Genomic DNA, 16,094 nt, shown 5'->3' on the forward strand with positions numbered 1-16,094 from the left:
CAGGTCATGACCGTTGAAAATAACTCCACCCAAAAAAATGGACTGACCTATGCGGAGGCCGGTGTCGATATTGATGCGGGCAATCTGATGGTCGACAAGATCAAGCCGCTGGTTCGCTCAACACGTCGTCCCGGCGCTGATGGCGAAATAGGCGGCTTTGGTGGCCTGTTTGATTTGAAAGCCGCAGGCTTTACCGATCCTGTACTCGTCGCAGCCAATGACGGCGTCGGCACCAAGCTCAAAATTGCTATCGATGCAGATAAACACGACACTGTCGGTATCGACCTCGTCGCAATGTGCGTCAACGATCTTGTCGTTCAGGGTGCAGAACCACTGTTCTTCCTCGATTATTTCGCAACCGGCAAGCTCTCACCTGATCAGGGTGTGGCTATCGTTTCGGGTATTGCAGAAGGCTGTTTGCAAGCTGGTTGCGCGCTGATCGGCGGTGAAACCGCTGAGATGCCGGGCATGTATCGCGATGGCGATTATGACCTTGCAGGTTTTGCTGTTGGTGCAGCTGAGCGCAATCGTTTGCTCCCACAGGGCGATATTGCTGAAGGCGACGTCATTCTTGGTCTTTCGTCATCGGGCGTTCACTCTAACGGCTTCTCGCTTGTGCGCCGCATTGTTGAAATTTCCGGCCTTGGCTGGAAATCCGATGCACCTTTCGCAGAAGGCAAGACACTCGGCGAAGCGCTGCTGACACCGACCCGTATTTATGTGAAGCCGTTGCTTGCCGCGATTAAAGCGTCTAACGGCATCAAGGCGCTTGCACATATCACTGGCGGCGGTTTCCCGGACAATATCCCGCGCGTTCTGCCGGAAGGTCTTGCAGCCGAAGTTAATCTCGATGCAATCGATGTTCCGGCCGTATTCTCATGGCTTGCTAAGACCGGTGGCGTCGAACCGCTCGAAATGCTGCGCACGTTCAATTGCGGGATTGGCATGATTGCCGTTGTCTCATCAGACAAGGTTGATGAAGTGGTCGCGGCTCTGGCCAACGAAGGCGAAAACGTCGTCACGCTCGGTCGCATGGTTAAGCGCGAAGGCGAAGGCGTCGTTTATCAGGGTACGCTGAAACTATGAACCGCAAGCGGGTCGTCATTTTCATCTCGGGCGGCGGCTCCAATATGGAGGCGCTGATCCGTGCTGCTCAGACACCCGATTTTCCAGCTGAGATCGTTTCGGTTTTCTCTGATAAGTTAGATGCGGGCGGACTGTCCAAAGCCCAAGCCGCTGGCATTGCAACGCAAGTGTTTAGCCGTAAAGATTATGCCTCCAAGGATGCACATGAAGATGCAATCCTTGAGGCGCTTGCGCTGCTGAACCCGGATATTATCTGCCTTGCAGGTTATATGCGGCTGTTGTCGGCTAAGTTTATTGCACCTTACGAGGGTCGCATCCTCAATATCCACCCTTCTCTGCTGCCGCTTTTTGCTGGCCTGCACACGCATCAGCGTGCGCTTGATGCTGGCATGAAACTCGCTGGCTGCACCGTGCACCTGGTGACGGAAGGCATGGATGAAGGCCCCATTCTCGCACAAGCTGCCGTCCCCGTTATTGATGGCGACACGGAAAGCACGCTTGCCGCGCGCGTCTTGAAGGCAGAGCATAAGCTTTACGCGCTTGCGCTTAGCAAGTTTGCCAGTGGCGACGCAGAAACTGGCTTGTCGCAGGATGCTATGGTTATCAGCGCATAGCTTTTCGCGATACATAAGCGGCAATTTCATCACACCCTAATTTTTTTGTTAACAAAACTTTAATTCTCGCGAAAATGCCCTAATTGAGGTTCGTAAGGGAAGCTGCTTCGGCAGCCCTTGAGATTCGCATAAGCGTTTCTTCCAGTATGTGTTTATTTTTAGAGGACAAAATCATGTCTCTCCGTTTTTCGACTTCCTTCCTGTCGGTCATGGCTGTTGGTTCAGCTATCGCGATGACTGCTCCTGCCATTGCTGCGGATTATGTCGCTTCGCCTTCATCGGCGCGCACACAGCCGCGCTCCGAAGTCGGTACGCTTTCCTGCGAGCTTTCACCTGCGATCGGTGTGATCATCGGTAGTCAGCAAGATGTTGATTGCGTGTTCAAGCCAGTTCGCGGTCAAGGACCAGTAGAACGCTACACCGGCAACATCACCAAGCTCGGCGTTGATGTCGGCTTTGTAAATGGTGGACAGCTTGCATGGGCCGTTTGGGCTCCAACCGTTCGTCCAGAAGGCGCGTTGAAGGGCCGCTATGTCGGCGCATCAGCAAATGCTGCTATCGGCATTGGTGCTGGCACCAACATTCTGACCGGCGGTTCGTGGAAGACAATTTCGCTTCAGCCGATCTCGTTGCAGGGCCAGAAAGGTCTTAATGCAGCTGTTGGTCTTTCAAAGCTCAAGCTTAACTACGCAGGCTAATTCAGCTCTATAAATTCAAAGCCCGCGCCGAACGTAAATTCGGCGCGGGCTTCGTTTTAGATATTTAACGCGCATCTTTCCTGAAAACCGATTCTCACTTTTCAGGATGCGCTTCAAGCGACTTTTCTCACCCAGATTTTCGTGTCGTGAACCGCCAAGCCACCATAAGGGGCGGCAGGCTCAGCACCGATCAGAGTATTAATCCCCTCACCGCGCTCAAATGTCGAATTTGGGAAAATACCCTCAGACACAACAACACCGCGCTTTTGACCAGCGCGCAGCACGGCGTGAAGAACTACTTCGCCGCGATGGTTGCCGATTTCAATCCGCTCACCATCCGTAATATCAAGTTGAGCCGCATCATCGGGATGAATGAGAAGCTCTGGCCTAATTTCTTTGGCGAGCGACGTTGCGGTTTCGGCAAATGTAGAGTTCAGGAAATTATGCGCTGGTGACGTTGCAAGGCGGAAAGGATGCTCAGCATCCACTGCCTCGATTACATTCCAGTGGTCCGGAAACTCGGGCATGTTGTGATGTGGACCTTGCAAGCCCATCACTTCCGGCGGCTTATTGGGTGATGGACTGCCCGTCCAATCCGGTTTGAAACGGAACTTGCCATCGGGCCATTTGAAACCATTGATATAATGCGCTTCTTCAAAAGGCGGCTGCAAATCAACAAACCGCTTTTCTTTGAGTTCATCGAAATGCGGAAGATCGCTATTGGCGTTCATATTGTCGATCAGCGTACGCTCATCGACGTTAAAGCCAGGCAGATGTGCAACGCCCAAGCGCTCAGCAAGTTCGTTGATGACAAAGATGTTCGGACGCGCTTCGGCTAGTGGTTCAATCAGCTTTGGACCAAGGACTACATGCTGCTGTCCGCCGCCGCGATAAATATCATCATGTTCGAGAAACGTGGTCGCTGGCAGCACCACATCAGCCATTTTGGCCGTATCAGTCATAAACTGCTCATGCACGGCGACAAACAAGTCTTCACGGGCAAAGCCTTTGCGCACAAGGCGCTGCTCCGGCGTCACATTCATCGGATTGGTGTTCTGGATAAGCATCGCCATGACAGGCGCGCCACCATAAAGTGCTTCGCTGTCGCCAGTCAGAATGCGCCCAATCTTCGACTGATCAAGGAAACGCAGGGTCTTATCCTGCATCGCAGTTCCTTCGATCTCGCGCTTATCCATCTTGAAGATGCCGGAGTTCGAATGAAACGCTCCGCCGCCTTCATGCAGAAACGCGCCTGTCACGCAGGCGATAGACGCTGCGGCATGCATACTCACCGCACCATTACGCTGGCGTGTGAAACCGTAGCCGAGGCGGAAATAAGTGCGCTTGGTCTTGCCAACCAGATGCGCAAAAGCTTCGATTTCCTCGACACTCAAGCCGGTAATTTCTGCAGCCCATTCCGGCGTGCGGGTTGCAAGATGCGCTTCTAGCCCTTTTGGATCGTCCGTATAGCGGTTGAGATAATCCCAATCCGCAAGGCCATCACGAAACAGCACATGCATGACGGCACAGGCAAAAGCGCCATCTGTGCCGGGTTTCAGCACAATGCCCATATCTGCCTGTCGCACAGTCGCATTGGCGTATATGTCAATAACGACGATCTTCGCACCATGATCTTTGCGCGCCCGCACGGCATGGGTCATCACATTGACCTGTGTCGCGGCGGCATTGGTTCCCCAGATGACAACGACGTCAGCCTTTGCCATCTCGCGCGGATCCGGGCCGGTCAGACTGCCAGTCCCCGCAAAATAGCCGGTCCAAGCCATATTGGTACAGAAACTGTCGAATTGATTAGAATAGCGCTTGGCATAACGCAGACGGTTGATCGAATCGCGCTGCACGAGCCCCATCGTCCCAGCGTAATAATACGGCCAAACGCTTTCGCTGCCATGTTTCTCTTCAGCTCTGAGAAAGCGTTCAGCGATGAGGTCAAGCGCCGCTTCCCATGATGCCTGTTTCCACTCGCCGTCACCCTTGCGACCAGTTCGAATAAGCGGATGCTTCAAACGATCGGGATGATGAACACGCTCGGCATAGCGCGCGACCTTGGCGCAGATAACACCAGCGGTGTAGCTGTTGTCTTTCGCACCGCGCACACGACCGATGGTGCGCTCATCCAGCAGCTCAATATCGAGCGCGCAAGTGGATGGGCAATCATGCGGACAGGCGGAATGTCCAATGGTGATATTTGTTTTGGGGGACGTCTGGCTCATAATGTTTTTTTAGCGCAAGCGAAGTTCGGCAGAAACGAATTTCTGACGATTTGACCCGCCTGCGACGAAATAGATTTTTATGAAAGTCGCAAAGTGATCGCGCCCAAGACAATGAGCCCCGCAGCCATAAAACGCGGCAAGCCGACTTTCTCTTTGAGAATGAAAGCGGAAATCAGAATGCCAAACAGAATTGCTGTCTCTCTGAGCGCCGCGACAACCGCAATTGGCGCCATGGTCATCGCCCAAAGAGCAAGACCATAGGACAGCAAAGTGCCTAAACCGCCGATCAGCGATGGTCGCCAATGGTTGCGAATATATTGGATAAAGCGATCCGGCTCGCGATAAAGCGCCCAGCATCCAAGCGGAAAGGCATTTATCAAAAACAGCCAGAGCGTATAGGATAAGGTGTGGCCAGATGCACGCACGCCGACACCGTCGATAATGGTGTAGGCTGCGATAAAACCGGCATTGGCGAGCGCCAGCAACGCCGTCTTGCTCGAAGTGCCGCCATTGCGTCGACGGGCCTCAAGCGCCATAGCAAGCACGCCCGCGCAAATCAGAACGATGCCGAGCCAACTCCCCCAACCCATCGCCTCGCCGATGAGCGGAAAGCTGACAATTGCCACCAGCAAAGGCGGCGTTCCGCGCATGATCGGATAGGCTTCGCTCATGTCGCCCGATTTATAAGCAGCTGCGACCAGCGACATGTAGAATATCTGCGTGATTGTCGACAGCCCGATAAACTTCCAACTCGATGGATGTGGCAGCGGTAAAAACGGCAGGAAAAACAACGCTATGAGCCCAGCGGCTCCGACCACGCAAGCGGCGGCAAAAAACTTGTCACTGCCCCCCTTAACGATAGCGTTCCAGCTCGCATGAAAAAATGCGCCACAAAGGACAATCAGCAGGACAGTACCGGACATAGAAGACACGACTCGGACAAGAGCAGATGATGACAGTTATATGTCACATTTGATTGAAGAGAGATATTGCCGAAAACGATGAGGCGTGAAACAAGCGCAGACATGAATTATCGTCACGCCTATCACGCCGGAAACTTTGCCGATGTCGTCAAGCACGTCATACTTTCCCGCATTATTGAATATCTAAAGCGCAAGGACCAAGCTTTTCGCGTGGTCGATACCCATGCGGGGATCGGCCTTTATGATCTGCGTGGTATTGAAGCTGAAAAGACAGACGAATGGAGCGGTGGTATCCGCCGCGTGATCGACGCTGTCGAAAAAAGTGAAATCCCGCCACAGGCAATCGAACTGCTTCAGCCCTATCTTGAAGCTGTGCGTGCGGTTAATCCCAAAGGTGGACTGCGGCATTATCCTGGATCGCCACTTCTCACGCGCCATCTTTTGCGCAAGCAGGATCGTCTTTCGGCAATCGAACTGCATCCCCAAGATGCGAAAAAGCTGTCCAAGCTGTTTGATGGTGACTACCAGGCGCGTGTGATTGAGCTTGATGGCTGGCTGTCGCTTGGTGCGCATATGCCGCCAAAAGAAAAACGCGGCGTTGTTCTGGTTGATCCACCATTTGAGATTGCGGGAGAATTTGATCGTCTCGTCGATGGTTTGGTGAAAGCCTATAAGCGGTTTCCCGGCGGAACCTACGCTTTTTGGTATCCGATCAAAGATCGGCGGGAGGTTGAGCGTTTTGCAAGGCAACTGCGCGAGACAGAAATTCCGAAGATTATGCGGATTGAACTTTCGATTCGCGCACCTTCCCTTGAACCACGCCTTGATGGGACAGGAATGATTGTCGTCAATCCGCCCTACACACTCGAAAGTGAGATGCAAATCCTGCTTCCCTGCCTTACCAAATTGCTTAGCGAAGAAAAGGGAGGCAATTTCAGCATGCAATGGATACGTGGTGAAGCGGATCGCACTTGACCGTCGCCCCTTGCTGAATGAAACTGCATCTAAGCAAATTTAATGAAACGAGCTTCGTGCTCGAATTGTGAGACAGGATAAACACATGCAACGCAAGTTGGATCGCATCGGACAGTTTTCTCGGGCAGCACTTCTCGCTGCATCGGTTCTTCCTCTGACGCTCGCTTCTATGCCTGCAAGCGCTGCCGATTATCTGAGATCTGCACCAGTGGCGATTGGCGATGCCGGTCTTTGCAATCAGCAGAGCGTTTTGCGTCGCGTGGTTTCTGATTTTGGATATCAGGTTCGTCATGTTCCACACCTGCCGCAGGTTGGTATTTCGGCGATGAGCGATGTTCGCCTCACCCGTTATGAACCGAAGAACAATTCAGCTCAGATTGAACGTACTTATTGTAAGGCAACAGCCGTTCTGAGCGATGGTCAGTACCGTCCGGTCTGGTACATGGTTGAAGAAGGTCAGGGCTTTGCCGGTGTTGGCAGCAATGTCGAATTCTGCGTCGATGGTTTCGACCGCTGGTACGTGTTTGACGCAAGCTGCCGCGTTCTGCGTTGATCACCGCGATGTTGCGTAAACTGGCGGCGATTTCAGCCGCCATTCTTACAGCTTCTTTCGCAGCGCTACCCGTAATGGCGCAAGACCGGGGCGATAGCCACCCCGGCAATTTCGATTTCTATGTGTTGTCGCTGTCGTGGTCACCAAGCTATTGTGCGTTGGAAGGACCACGCGCGAACAAACAGCAATGTGGCACAACCCGGCCATATGGTTTTGTTGTTCACGGTCTTTGGCCGCAAAATGAATGGGGTTATCCTGCTAATTGTCAGTTCGACAATACGCGCAGCCGAGGCAGCTTTGTCCCTCGGCCAATCGTCTCAAGCGTTTCCGACATTATGCCCTCAACTGGTTTGGTTGCGCACCAATGGCGCAAACATGGAAGCTGCACTGGCCTCACCCAAAATGATTATTTCGCAACCGTTCGCCAGGGCTATAAGCGCGTAAATATTCCGCCAAGCCTTCGTAATCTGACTTCCAGCAGACGCGTCGACCCGATGCTGGTGGAAAAAGCATTTGTTACAGCCAATCCCGGAATGAAGCCTGACGGCATATCGGTTTCCTGCAAGAGCAACTATCTTCAGGAAGTTCGAATCTGCATGACAAAGGATCTCAAATTCCGCGCATGTGAACAGATCGATGCGAATGCGTGCCGCAGCCGTTCGGTTATGCTGCCAGCAGCAAGATAATCCTAAACCTCAGGAATAATTATGACCCAGATTCTTTATTCGCCCGCCTCGCCCTACAGCGCCAAGGTGCGCATGGCTGCGGCCTACGCCGACATTCCATTTGAAAGCGTGATTGTGACCACATCGGCTGAACCCGAGAATTTGGTCAATGCCAATCCGCTTGGCAAAATACCAACGTTGATTACCGACGATGGTAAATCGGTTTTCGACAGCCGTGCGATCATGCAGTATCTCAATCGCATTTCTGGAAACAAGATTTTTCCACGCAATGCTGAAAAGCGTACTGACGCGGAACGTTATGAAGCAATTGCTGATGGTCTGTCCGATGTTTTGCTGGCCCATGTTTACGAGCGTCGTGCGCGCCCAGAAGAAAAAGTGCATCAGCCATGGCTCGATCTTCAATGGCGTAAGGCAGAACGCGCACTCGATCTTCTGAATGAAGCTCCGCCGCGTCTTGCTGGCAAACTTCACGGCGGTCATTTGGCTGTGGCAGCAACACTCAGCTACCTCAACTTGCGCTTTGAGGGCAAATGGGAACGCGGTCGCCCAAAGCTCAAGCGTTGGATGAAGCGGTTTGAAGAACTGCATCCAGAATTGGTCAAGCTTTTACCGCAGGGCTAAAAATTCAGACAATAAAAAAACCGGGCAGTTTCCTGCCCGGTTTTTTTTGTTCAATTACACAGTAATTAGAACTTGTAGCCAAGACCAACGCGGATGTCCTGCGTGTCGAGCTTGTCACGAACTGTCGTGCCACCAAGATCGTAGTTCTTGTTGCCGAACTGGGTGTAGCGGTATTCTACGCGACCAAGAATGTTCTCGGTCAGCTTAGCTTCCATACCAACGCCAGCTGTCCAACCAACGCGGAACTTGCTTTCGTCATCGTTGTTGCCCGAAAGCTTAACCTGCGAACCAGCAACACCTGCGGTGATGTATGGCAGAACTGGGTTCATGTCGTAACCTAGACGGCCACGGAGCGAGCCTTCAAAGCCCTGCTTAACTTCAAGACCGTCACGGGACTTCTTAGCTGCTGAGTAACCTGCGTCACCTTCAACACCATATACGAACTGATCCTGCTGGAAGTTCCAGCCAGCGTATGCGCCACCCTTCCAGTCGTCAGGCTTGACAGTGATGTTGCCGCCAGGAAGTTCGTTCTTCGACTTGTTCCAGCCGTAGCCGAGGTACAGACCAGTGTAACCACCAGCCCAGCTGTACTGTGGAGCCATTTCAACTGGAGCAGGAACAGGAGGCTGTTCCATGATTGCGTCAGCTGCGAAAGCAGTTGCAGAGAACGGCAGCAGCGCAGCCGAGGCGATTACGAGAGACTTAAGAGTGCGCATTGCATTCTCCTTCATTAAATTACCTTTAGCGCGGTCCCTTATCGGGCGGGCAGCAACTTGGGGAGTAGTCGACCCATGCCGCGCTGACACGAAGACATATCGGGGATAATTGCGGCACGATCTGCTCCGTGGTGTGGAGAGAACCTGTCGAGAACATGGCAAAATTGCGATGTTGCATTCTGGCAACGGTCTCCTATCAGCCCTATATAAATGAGGAGGCTTGAGGTAATTGGAACTTCACAGGACGCTCGCAAACTGAAACCACTGAATTTGCTAGCTTTTTGTCAGTAGCATCTGTCAGGCCCTCTATTTTCCGCTATATTTTTCCGGCAAAATGGCATGAATAACGATAATGAATCACGATAAGAAAGTGTTTACCCTGTTGGAAACTCCGCAAACCATTTCGCTTGCAAACTGCCCTGTTCTTGTGACCGGCGGTGCTCGACGCATAGGAAAAGCGATCGTTCAGGATTTAGCAGCGCAGGGCTTTCCAGTAGCGGTTCATTGCAATCGCTCTGTTAAAGACGGCGAACAACTTGTGGCGGAAATCATTGCAAATGGTGGAAAAGCCTGTGTTGTGAAGGCTGATCTGGCAGACGAAAACGATGTGCGCGGATTGGTACAGCAGGCATCAACACAGCTTGGACCGATTCGTCTGCTTGTTAACAACGCATCACTCTTTGAAGACGACCGGGTTGGCACTCTTGATATGCAACTTTGGGATCGCCATTTTGCTATTCATCTTAAGACGCCGGTTATGCTTGCTGAGGAAATGGCAAAAGCGTTGCCAAATAATCTGGACGGGCTTGTTATAAACGTGATCGACCAGCGCGTCTGGAAGCTCAATCCGCAGTTTTTCTCTTATACGCTTTCAAAGACTGCGCTTTGGAACGCGACCAAGACACTCGCACAGGCGCTTGCGCCTCGCATCCGTGTTAATGCTATTGCCCCCGGCCCCACTTTGCCGAGCGAACGCCAAAATGTGGAAGACTTTGAATTGCAGGTCAGCCGTTTACCGTTGCAACGTGCGCCGGACCTGTCGGAATTTGGACGCACTATTCGCTACTTCTGGGAAAGCCGCTCCGTAACAGGCCAAATGATCGCTCTTGATGGCGGTCAGCATCTGGCATGGGAGACGCCCGATATAGCAGGAATTAAAGAATGACCACACCACGCAAGTTCAATGATGATGCTTCTTCGCAATTGCTCTCGGATAGTGAGCAGGATGTGACAGATATTATCATGGATGGTGCGGATATCGACGATGACGATTCTTTAGATGAGACGCCCGCTGTCGCTTCGGCGGCTGATTCTATTCAGTGGGATTCATCAGACGGTTTGCCGGATACAACAGGCTTAAGCGGCGCAGACATTATCAGCGCTTTCGTCAAGCACCTGCCGAACAATCCAGGCGTTTATCGTATGTTCAACAGCGCTGGCGACGTGTTGTATGTCGGCAAGGCCCGGAGCTTGAAAAAGCGTGTTTCCAATTATGCGCGAGGTATCGGGCATTCGAACCGCATCACCCGCATGATCGGTGAAACGGTGACAATGGAGTTTGTTGTCACGCGAACAGAGATAGAAGCGCTGCTTCTCGAAGCGAATCTCATCAAGCGCTTGCGGCCTCGCTTTAATGTTTTGCTGCGTGACGACAAATCGTTTCCGTACATTCTGCTGACTGGCGGGCATCGTGCGCCTGGCATTTTTAAGCATCGCGGCGCGCGCACGCGTAAAGGTGAGTTTTTCGGGCCATTTGCATCCGGCGGGGCCGTCACACGAACCATTAATGCGCTTCAGCGCGCCTTTCTATTGCGTACCTGTACTGATTCGGTTTTTGAAACCCGCACCCGCCCCTGCTTGCTTTATCAAATCAAGCGTTGCTCGGGGCCGTGCACACATGAAGTCAGCGACGAGGACTACGCAGAGTTAGTCGATGAAGCAAAAGCCTTTCTTTCTGGTAAGAGCCAAAAGGTGAAAGACCACCTCGCGGCAGCGATGCAAGCAGCATCGGCCGATCTCGATTTCGAACATGCGGCTGTCTATCGTGATCGTCTTTCAGCTCTGTCTCATGTTCAATCACATCAGGGAATCAACCCTCAGACCGTTGAGGAAGCCGACGTCTTTGCCATTTATCAAGATGGCGGCATGACGTGCATTCAGGTCTTCTTTTTTCGCACGGGACAAAACTGGGGCAATCGCGCTTATTTTCCGAAAGCAGACAGTTCGCTTAGCGCTGCTGAAGTGCTCGGCGCGTTCCTGTCGCAATTCTACGATGACAAACCTTGCCCAAAACTCATTCTTCTATCGGAAGGTATTGAGGACCAGGAATTGCTCGGAGAAGCACTTTCATCGCGTGCGGGCTACCGTGTGCATGTCAATGTTCCACAACGCGGCGAGAAGAAAGAGCTCACCGATCATGCTTTGACCAATGCGCGCGAAGCACTGGGGCGCCGCTTGGCGGAAACATCGTCGCAAACACGCTTGCTCAAGGGACTTGCCGAAGCTTTCGAACTGCCCGCGGTTCCCCGTCGTATCGAAGTTTATGATAACTCGCACATCATGGGAACGAATGCTGTCGGCGGCATGATCGTGGCCGGGCCGGAAGGCTTTGTCAAAAATCAATATCGCAAATTCAATATCAAATCGACGGACATTACGCCCGGCGATGATTTTGGCATGATGCGGGAAGTGATTGAACGGCGCTTTTCGAGGCTGGTCAAAGAGCATGGTGAGCCAGAGCCCACAGGCGATATCGAAAGCAGTGATGCATTCCCGGCGTGGCCAGATCTTATTCTGATCGATGGCGGTCAGGGACAGGTTGGTACTGTCAGGCAGATTTTGGGCGAACTCGGCATCAGCCATCTTGTAACGGCCATCGGCATCGCAAAGGGTGTTGATCGTGAAGCTGGTCGCGAACGCTTTTTCATTGAAGGCAAATCACCTTTCACATTGCCGCCACGTGATCCAGTACTCTACTTCATCCAGCGCATGCGCGACGAAGCACATCGTTTTGCTATCGGCACACATCGTGCGAAGCGAAAGAAAGATTTCGTAGCCAATCCTCTTGATGAGATTTCGGGAATCGGCCCGTCGCGTAAGCGCGCTTTGCTTCTTCATTTCGGAACCGCGAAAGCAGTTTCGAGAGCCGCCATTGAAGATCTTATGCAGATCGAAGGCATTTCAGAAGCCATGGCCAAGACCATTCACGATCATTTTCATGATCGATGACGTAATTTTGTCTGGGTTTGAGAGAGTAATTCTCCACAGGCGTCATTACGTCCATAAAGATCACATGAGCAGGTGTTGATTTTCTTAGTCATCCCTGATGTTGTGCACCAGCAACGAATACGGCGGTACAATGCGGAAAAATCACACTCTCTCCCTACCAAACATGCTGACTTACGCACGGATTATTGCCGTGCCGCTTGTCGTTCTGTGTTTCTTTGTGGAGGGAAGCCTTCAATCGAGTGATAATTCGCGTTGGGCCGCACTTGCGATTTTTGCAATCGCCAGCATTACAGATTTCTTCGATGGCTATCTCGCACGCATCTGGCAGCAAACCTCTACTATTGGCCGCATGCTCGATCCGATTGCCGATAAGCTTCTGGTTTCAGCCTGCCTTTTGCTTTTGGCAGCGGACGGTACAATTGCAGGATGGACACTCTGGGCTGCGATCATCATTCTTTGCCGGGAGGTACTGGTCTCTGGTCTGCGTGAATACCTCGCTGAGCTGAAAGTCAGTGTACCTGTCTCACGATTGGCAAAGTGGAAGACCGCAGCACAAATGGTTGCTTTGTCCTTCTTGCTCGCTGGTCCGGCTGGCGAAAAAATTCTGCCGTACACGACTGAAATCGGGATCGTGCTGCTCTGGATTTCTGCGATCCTGACGCTTTACACCGGCTGGGACTATTTCCGCGCTGGCCTCAAGCACGTCATGGACTAACATCATGCGTGTGAACCTCGTCTATTTTGCTTGGGTGCGGGAAAAAATCGGCAAGGGTGAGGAAGTGATTGAGCTTCCACGCCAGACGATCAGCGTCGGTGACCTCATTACTCATCTGAAAACGCTCGGCGACGAATATGAGGCTGCATTCGAGCATGAAAACGTCATTCGTGCTGCCATCAATCAAGAACATGCCGAACATGATGAACTCATTCAAGACGGCAATGAGGTCGCGCTTTTCCCGCCTATGACAGGCGGATAATATGACCCGGAACGAAGACTGGCCCCTCTTCATTCGCGTACAAAGTGAAGACTTCGAGATTGCCGAGGAAATCAGCAAGCTTAGTCAGGGACGCACGGACATAGGCGCTATCGTCAGCTTTACGGGCCTTTGCCGCGATGAAGGTGGTAAGTTATCTGCGCTTGAACTTGAACATTACCCAGGCATGGCTGAAGCGGCAATTCGGCGCATTGCTGAAGAAGCCATCACGCGGTGGTCTTTATCCGGCATGTCTATTATTCATCGCTACGGACTCATAAAGCCCGGAGAAAACATCGTTCTTGTTGTGACCGCGTCATCTCATCGACAGGCCGCATTTGAGGCCGCCTCATTCCTTATGGACTTTATGAAAACTGATGCGCCATTCTGGAAACGAGAGCATTTACTCGACGGCAATACGGGTGGTTGGGTCGAATCGAAGGCAACGGACGACCAAAGCCGCGATCGCTGGCAGAAGCGCTGAATAAAGCAAACACTCTGGCAAGATGTCGCAGATAAAACTCTTTTTCGCATACAAAGAATTTCTCGGCTTTAATTTAATGTCGAATTAACTATTTAACCCCCTAAAATATAAGCTAATTTAGGGGGTACATTTTTGAACCGCCATAATTTTCACATGAAGCGGCGCTTAATGTCTGACTCATAAATCATAGTGTCTTTGAAGCAGGCCCTACTGACGCGTTTTAAAGAATGTCAGAACCTGAAGTCACACGTGGTAAGAATGCGGAGAACGAAAGTTTCGAATTTGGCAATGCTCAAAGGACTGACGAAAACACTTTCAATCGTAGCGGCGCTGACTGCGGGCATTGGCATGCTCGGCGGGGCTGCCATGTTTGTGACAACGTCCATGCCGACTGCTAGTATTGCTGCTGAAAAGACAATCAGCGGCAAGGTTATGTATCGTGAGCGCATTGCACTTCCTCCAGAAGCGCACCTGATCGTGCAGCTTACAGATGTGTCCCTTGCTGATGCACCGTCAAAGATTATTGCTGAAACGACGGTCGATACTTTGCAGGGTGTGCCGATCCCTTTCGCGATCAGCTTTGACACAGACGAGATTGAACCAAGCCATACTTATGCTTTGCAGGCACGCATCGTCGCCGGTGATACATTGTGGTTTGTGAATGATGAGCGCTATTCGATTGACCCGAAGAAGCCTGATGATTCCATCGAAATTAAAGTCGTGATGGTTCGCAAAAGTTCCGATGAAACAATCGCTATTGGAATTGAAGGCAAAGATTGGCTCGCAGAAGATATCCAGGGCGGCGGCGTTGTCGATACTGCGCAGACCACACTTCTGGTCGACTCTGACGGCACTGTCAGCGGTTCAGGCGGATGCAACCGCTTCATGAGCAAAGCGACAATCTCCGGCAGCAACATCTCCTTTGCCGAGATTGGCTCGACCTATATGCAATGCCCGCCTGCCCTGATGAATCAGGAACGCAAGTTCCTCGATATTCTCGGTAAGACGCGCTCATATAAAATGGATGCTGGAAAGCTTGTCTTGATTGATGAAGGCGGCGACGAATTAGCAAGACTGGCTCAAAGCCTGTAACGCTTTCAAATATCGCATACAAAAAAGCCCGGTCTCGCGACCGGGCTTTTTCAATTCATCTATCAGCAATTAGCCGACGATTTCGGTGCCGGAGAACCAGTAAGCGATTTCTTCAGCAGCGGTTTCAGGAGCATCCGAACCGTGAACCGAATTTTCGCCGATCGACAGAGCGAATTCCTTACGGATCGTGCCAGCGTCTGCGTTTGCAGGGTTGGTCGCGCCCATGACTTCACGGTTCTTGAGAATGGCGTTTTCGCCTTCGAGAACCTGAACGATTGTTGGGCCAGACGACATGGATTCAACCAGTTCACCAAAGAAAGGACGTTCTTTGTGGACAGCGTAGAAGCCTTCAGCTTCACGGGTGCTCATCCAAACGCGCTTGGAAGCAACAACACGCAGACCAGCTTCTTCAAGCTTGGTGGTGATCGCGCCGGTCAGGTTGCGGCGAGTTGCGTCAGGCTTGATCATGGAGAAAGTACGTTCGATTGCCATTATGACACCTTGTATGATGGAAAATTTGGAAAGTGAGGCTCTATAGCGTTGATAGGCCCGATTGCCAAGGGGCAGCGCCCTTGGGTAAGTCGCTTATCAGCTTGAGACGACAGAAAATTGACTGCATAGATGGATAATTCGATTCCAATGCGGGGACTCATGGAACAGCACTTTCAGATGTTTGCCTATTACAATCGCTGGGCCAATGAGTTGCTGTATTCCGCAGCAGCCGATTTGAGCGATGTGGATTACCGCCTCGATCTCGGCCTTTTTTTCGGATCAATCCATCGAACCTTTAATCATCTTCTCGTCACAGATCGCATCTGGATGAAACGTTTCACCGGCGAAGGCGACCATCCGAACCAGCTTGATGCCATTATAACCGACGATTTCATCAAACTGCGTGATTTGCGTCGTGCCGAAGATATGCGCATCTGCAAATGTATTGAAAGCATGAATGCCGAACGGCTTGCGGGCCGGTTTACATATATGACAGCAACTAATGTGCGAACCATCAGCCAGCGGGTTGCGCCAGCACTTGGTCATCTGTTCAATCATCAGACGCACCATCGCGGACAAATCCATGCTGCATTCACACGTCTAAGTGCGGATGCACCTTCGCTTGATCTTATTCAGTTTCAGCGTAGCGAAGCGGGACGCCGCTTCGCCTGATATTCAATCAGTTGATACTTGCGCAAATATTGGAAGCCGTGCAAAAGCC

General features: G+C 51.8%; 18 protein-coding genes. 14 read left to right on the plus strand and 4 right to left on the minus strand.

Annotated elements, in window-relative coordinates; translation table 11 throughout:
- Nucleotides 1–6: 6 nt before the first annotated feature.
- From purM to ACOZHT_RS01435, 3 genes are all read left to right on the plus strand, one after another.
- Complete coding sequence (gene purM / locus ACOZHT_RS01425; protein ID WP_421565273.1) at nucleotides 7–1,086, plus strand: phosphoribosylformylglycinamidine cyclo-ligase; 1,080 nt, start codon at nucleotides 7–9, stop codon at nucleotides 1,084–1,086.
- On the plus strand, nucleotides 1,083–1,700 hold the full coding sequence (purN, locus tag ACOZHT_RS01430; protein ID WP_421565274.1) for a phosphoribosylglycinamide formyltransferase: 618 nt from the start codon (nucleotides 1,083–1,085) through the stop codon (nucleotides 1,698–1,700). The genes purM and purN overlap by 4 nt, the downstream gene beginning before the upstream one ends.
- 173 nt (nucleotides 1,701–1,873) lie before the next feature.
- On the plus strand, nucleotides 1,874–2,398 hold the full coding sequence (locus ACOZHT_RS01435; RefSeq protein WP_339508281.1) for a DUF992 domain-containing protein: 525 nt from the start codon (nucleotides 1,874–1,876) through the stop codon (nucleotides 2,396–2,398).
- Nucleotides 2,399–2,511: 113 nt separating this feature from the next.
- On the opposite strand, the gene ACOZHT_RS01440 is transcribed toward ACOZHT_RS01435, so the two are convergent.
- Both ACOZHT_RS01440 and ACOZHT_RS01445 read right to left on the minus strand, forming a co-directional pair.
- Nucleotides 2,512–4,629 carry a molybdopterin oxidoreductase family protein gene (locus ACOZHT_RS01440; RefSeq protein ID WP_339508280.1) on the minus strand — a complete coding sequence of 706 codons (2,118 nt, stop codon included), beginning with the start codon at nucleotides 4,627–4,629 and terminating at the stop codon, nucleotides 2,512–2,514.
- 77 nt (nucleotides 4,630–4,706) lie between these two features.
- Nucleotides 4,707–5,552 (minus strand): DMT family transporter, encoded by an 846-nt coding sequence (locus ACOZHT_RS01445; protein WP_339508279.1) that lies wholly within the window; start codon nucleotides 5,550–5,552, stop codon nucleotides 4,707–4,709.
- A gap of 102 nt (nucleotides 5,553–5,654) precedes the next feature.
- Here ACOZHT_RS01445 and ACOZHT_RS01450 point away from each other — a divergent pair, with 102 nt between their 5' ends.
- The 4 genes from ACOZHT_RS01450 (at nucleotide 5,655) to ACOZHT_RS01465 (ending at nucleotide 8,387) form a co-directional block, all read left to right on the plus strand.
- Nucleotides 5,655–6,527: a 23S rRNA (adenine(2030)-N(6))-methyltransferase RlmJ gene (locus ACOZHT_RS01450; RefSeq protein WP_339508911.1), complete on the plus strand. Its 873-nt coding sequence runs from the start codon at nucleotides 5,655–5,657 to the stop codon at nucleotides 6,525–6,527.
- 85 nt (nucleotides 6,528–6,612) lie between these two features.
- The gene (locus ACOZHT_RS01455) at nucleotides 6,613–7,080 is read left to right on the plus strand and encodes a phage portal protein (RefSeq protein WP_339508278.1); all 468 of its coding nucleotides are present in this window, start codon (nucleotides 6,613–6,615) and stop codon (nucleotides 7,078–7,080) included.
- Between the two features lie 8 nt (nucleotides 7,081–7,088).
- The gene (locus ACOZHT_RS01460; RefSeq protein ID WP_339508276.1) at nucleotides 7,089–7,766 is read left to right on the plus strand and encodes a ribonuclease T2 family protein; all 678 of its coding nucleotides are present in this window, start codon (nucleotides 7,089–7,091) and stop codon (nucleotides 7,764–7,766) included.
- Between the two features lie 21 nt (nucleotides 7,767–7,787).
- Nucleotides 7,788–8,387: a glutathione S-transferase gene (locus ACOZHT_RS01465; protein ID WP_339508275.1), complete on the plus strand. Its 600-nt coding sequence runs from the start codon at nucleotides 7,788–7,790 to the stop codon at nucleotides 8,385–8,387.
- A gap of 65 nt (nucleotides 8,388–8,452) precedes the next feature.
- Here the strand turns inward: ACOZHT_RS01465 and omp25 are convergent, their stop codons facing one another.
- A complete protein-coding gene (omp25, locus tag ACOZHT_RS01470; RefSeq protein ID WP_339508274.1) occupies nucleotides 8,453–9,103 on the minus strand; it encodes an outer membrane protein Omp25 in 651 nt (216 codons plus the stop codon).
- Between the two features lie 352 nt (nucleotides 9,104–9,455).
- Between omp25 and ACOZHT_RS01475 the strand changes: the two genes are divergently transcribed.
- From ACOZHT_RS01475 to ACOZHT_RS01500, 6 genes are all read left to right on the plus strand, one after another.
- Nucleotides 9,456–10,268, plus strand: coding sequence for an SDR family oxidoreductase (locus ACOZHT_RS01475; RefSeq protein WP_339508273.1), 813 nt, complete (start codon nucleotides 9,456–9,458; stop codon nucleotides 10,266–10,268).
- The gene (uvrC, locus tag ACOZHT_RS01480) at nucleotides 10,265–12,331 is read left to right on the plus strand and encodes an excinuclease ABC subunit UvrC (RefSeq protein ID WP_339508272.1); all 2,067 of its coding nucleotides are present in this window, start codon (nucleotides 10,265–10,267) and stop codon (nucleotides 12,329–12,331) included. The genes ACOZHT_RS01475 and uvrC overlap by 4 nt, the downstream gene beginning before the upstream one ends.
- A gap of 130 nt (nucleotides 12,332–12,461) precedes the next feature.
- Nucleotides 12,462–13,046, plus strand: a complete 585-nt coding sequence (gene pgsA / locus ACOZHT_RS01485) for a CDP-diacylglycerol--glycerol-3-phosphate 3-phosphatidyltransferase (protein WP_339508271.1) — start codon at nucleotides 12,462–12,464, stop codon at nucleotides 13,044–13,046.
- A gap of 4 nt (nucleotides 13,047–13,050) precedes the next feature.
- Complete coding sequence (gene moaD / locus ACOZHT_RS01490; protein WP_339508269.1) at nucleotides 13,051–13,308, plus strand: molybdopterin converting factor subunit 1; 258 nt, start codon at nucleotides 13,051–13,053, stop codon at nucleotides 13,306–13,308.
- A gap of 1 nt (nucleotide 13,309) precedes the next feature.
- Complete coding sequence (locus ACOZHT_RS01495) at nucleotides 13,310–13,789, plus strand: molybdenum cofactor biosynthesis protein MoaE (protein ID WP_339508268.1); 480 nt, start codon at nucleotides 13,310–13,312, stop codon at nucleotides 13,787–13,789.
- A gap of 288 nt (nucleotides 13,790–14,077) precedes the next feature.
- Nucleotides 14,078–14,881 carry a YbaY family lipoprotein gene (locus tag ACOZHT_RS01500; RefSeq protein WP_339508910.1) on the plus strand — a complete coding sequence of 268 codons (804 nt, stop codon included), beginning with the start codon at nucleotides 14,078–14,080 and terminating at the stop codon, nucleotides 14,879–14,881.
- Nucleotides 14,882–14,950: 69 nt separating this feature from the next.
- Here the strand turns inward: ACOZHT_RS01500 and ndk are convergent, their stop codons facing one another.
- Nucleotides 14,951–15,373, minus strand: coding sequence for a nucleoside-diphosphate kinase (gene ndk, locus ACOZHT_RS01505; protein WP_094506874.1), 423 nt, complete (start codon nucleotides 15,371–15,373; stop codon nucleotides 14,951–14,953).
- A gap of 159 nt (nucleotides 15,374–15,532) precedes the next feature.
- On the opposite strand from ndk, the gene ACOZHT_RS01510 reads away from it, so the two are divergent.
- Nucleotides 15,533–16,045: a DinB family protein gene (locus ACOZHT_RS01510; RefSeq protein WP_421565275.1), complete on the plus strand. Its 513-nt coding sequence runs from the start codon at nucleotides 15,533–15,535 to the stop codon at nucleotides 16,043–16,045.
- Nucleotides 16,046–16,094 lie beyond the last annotated feature (49 nt).

This window comes from Ochrobactrum sp. EDr1-4 (genome assembly GCF_049199085.1).
Taxonomy (GTDB): Bacteria; Pseudomonadota; Alphaproteobacteria; order Rhizobiales; family Rhizobiaceae; genus Brucella.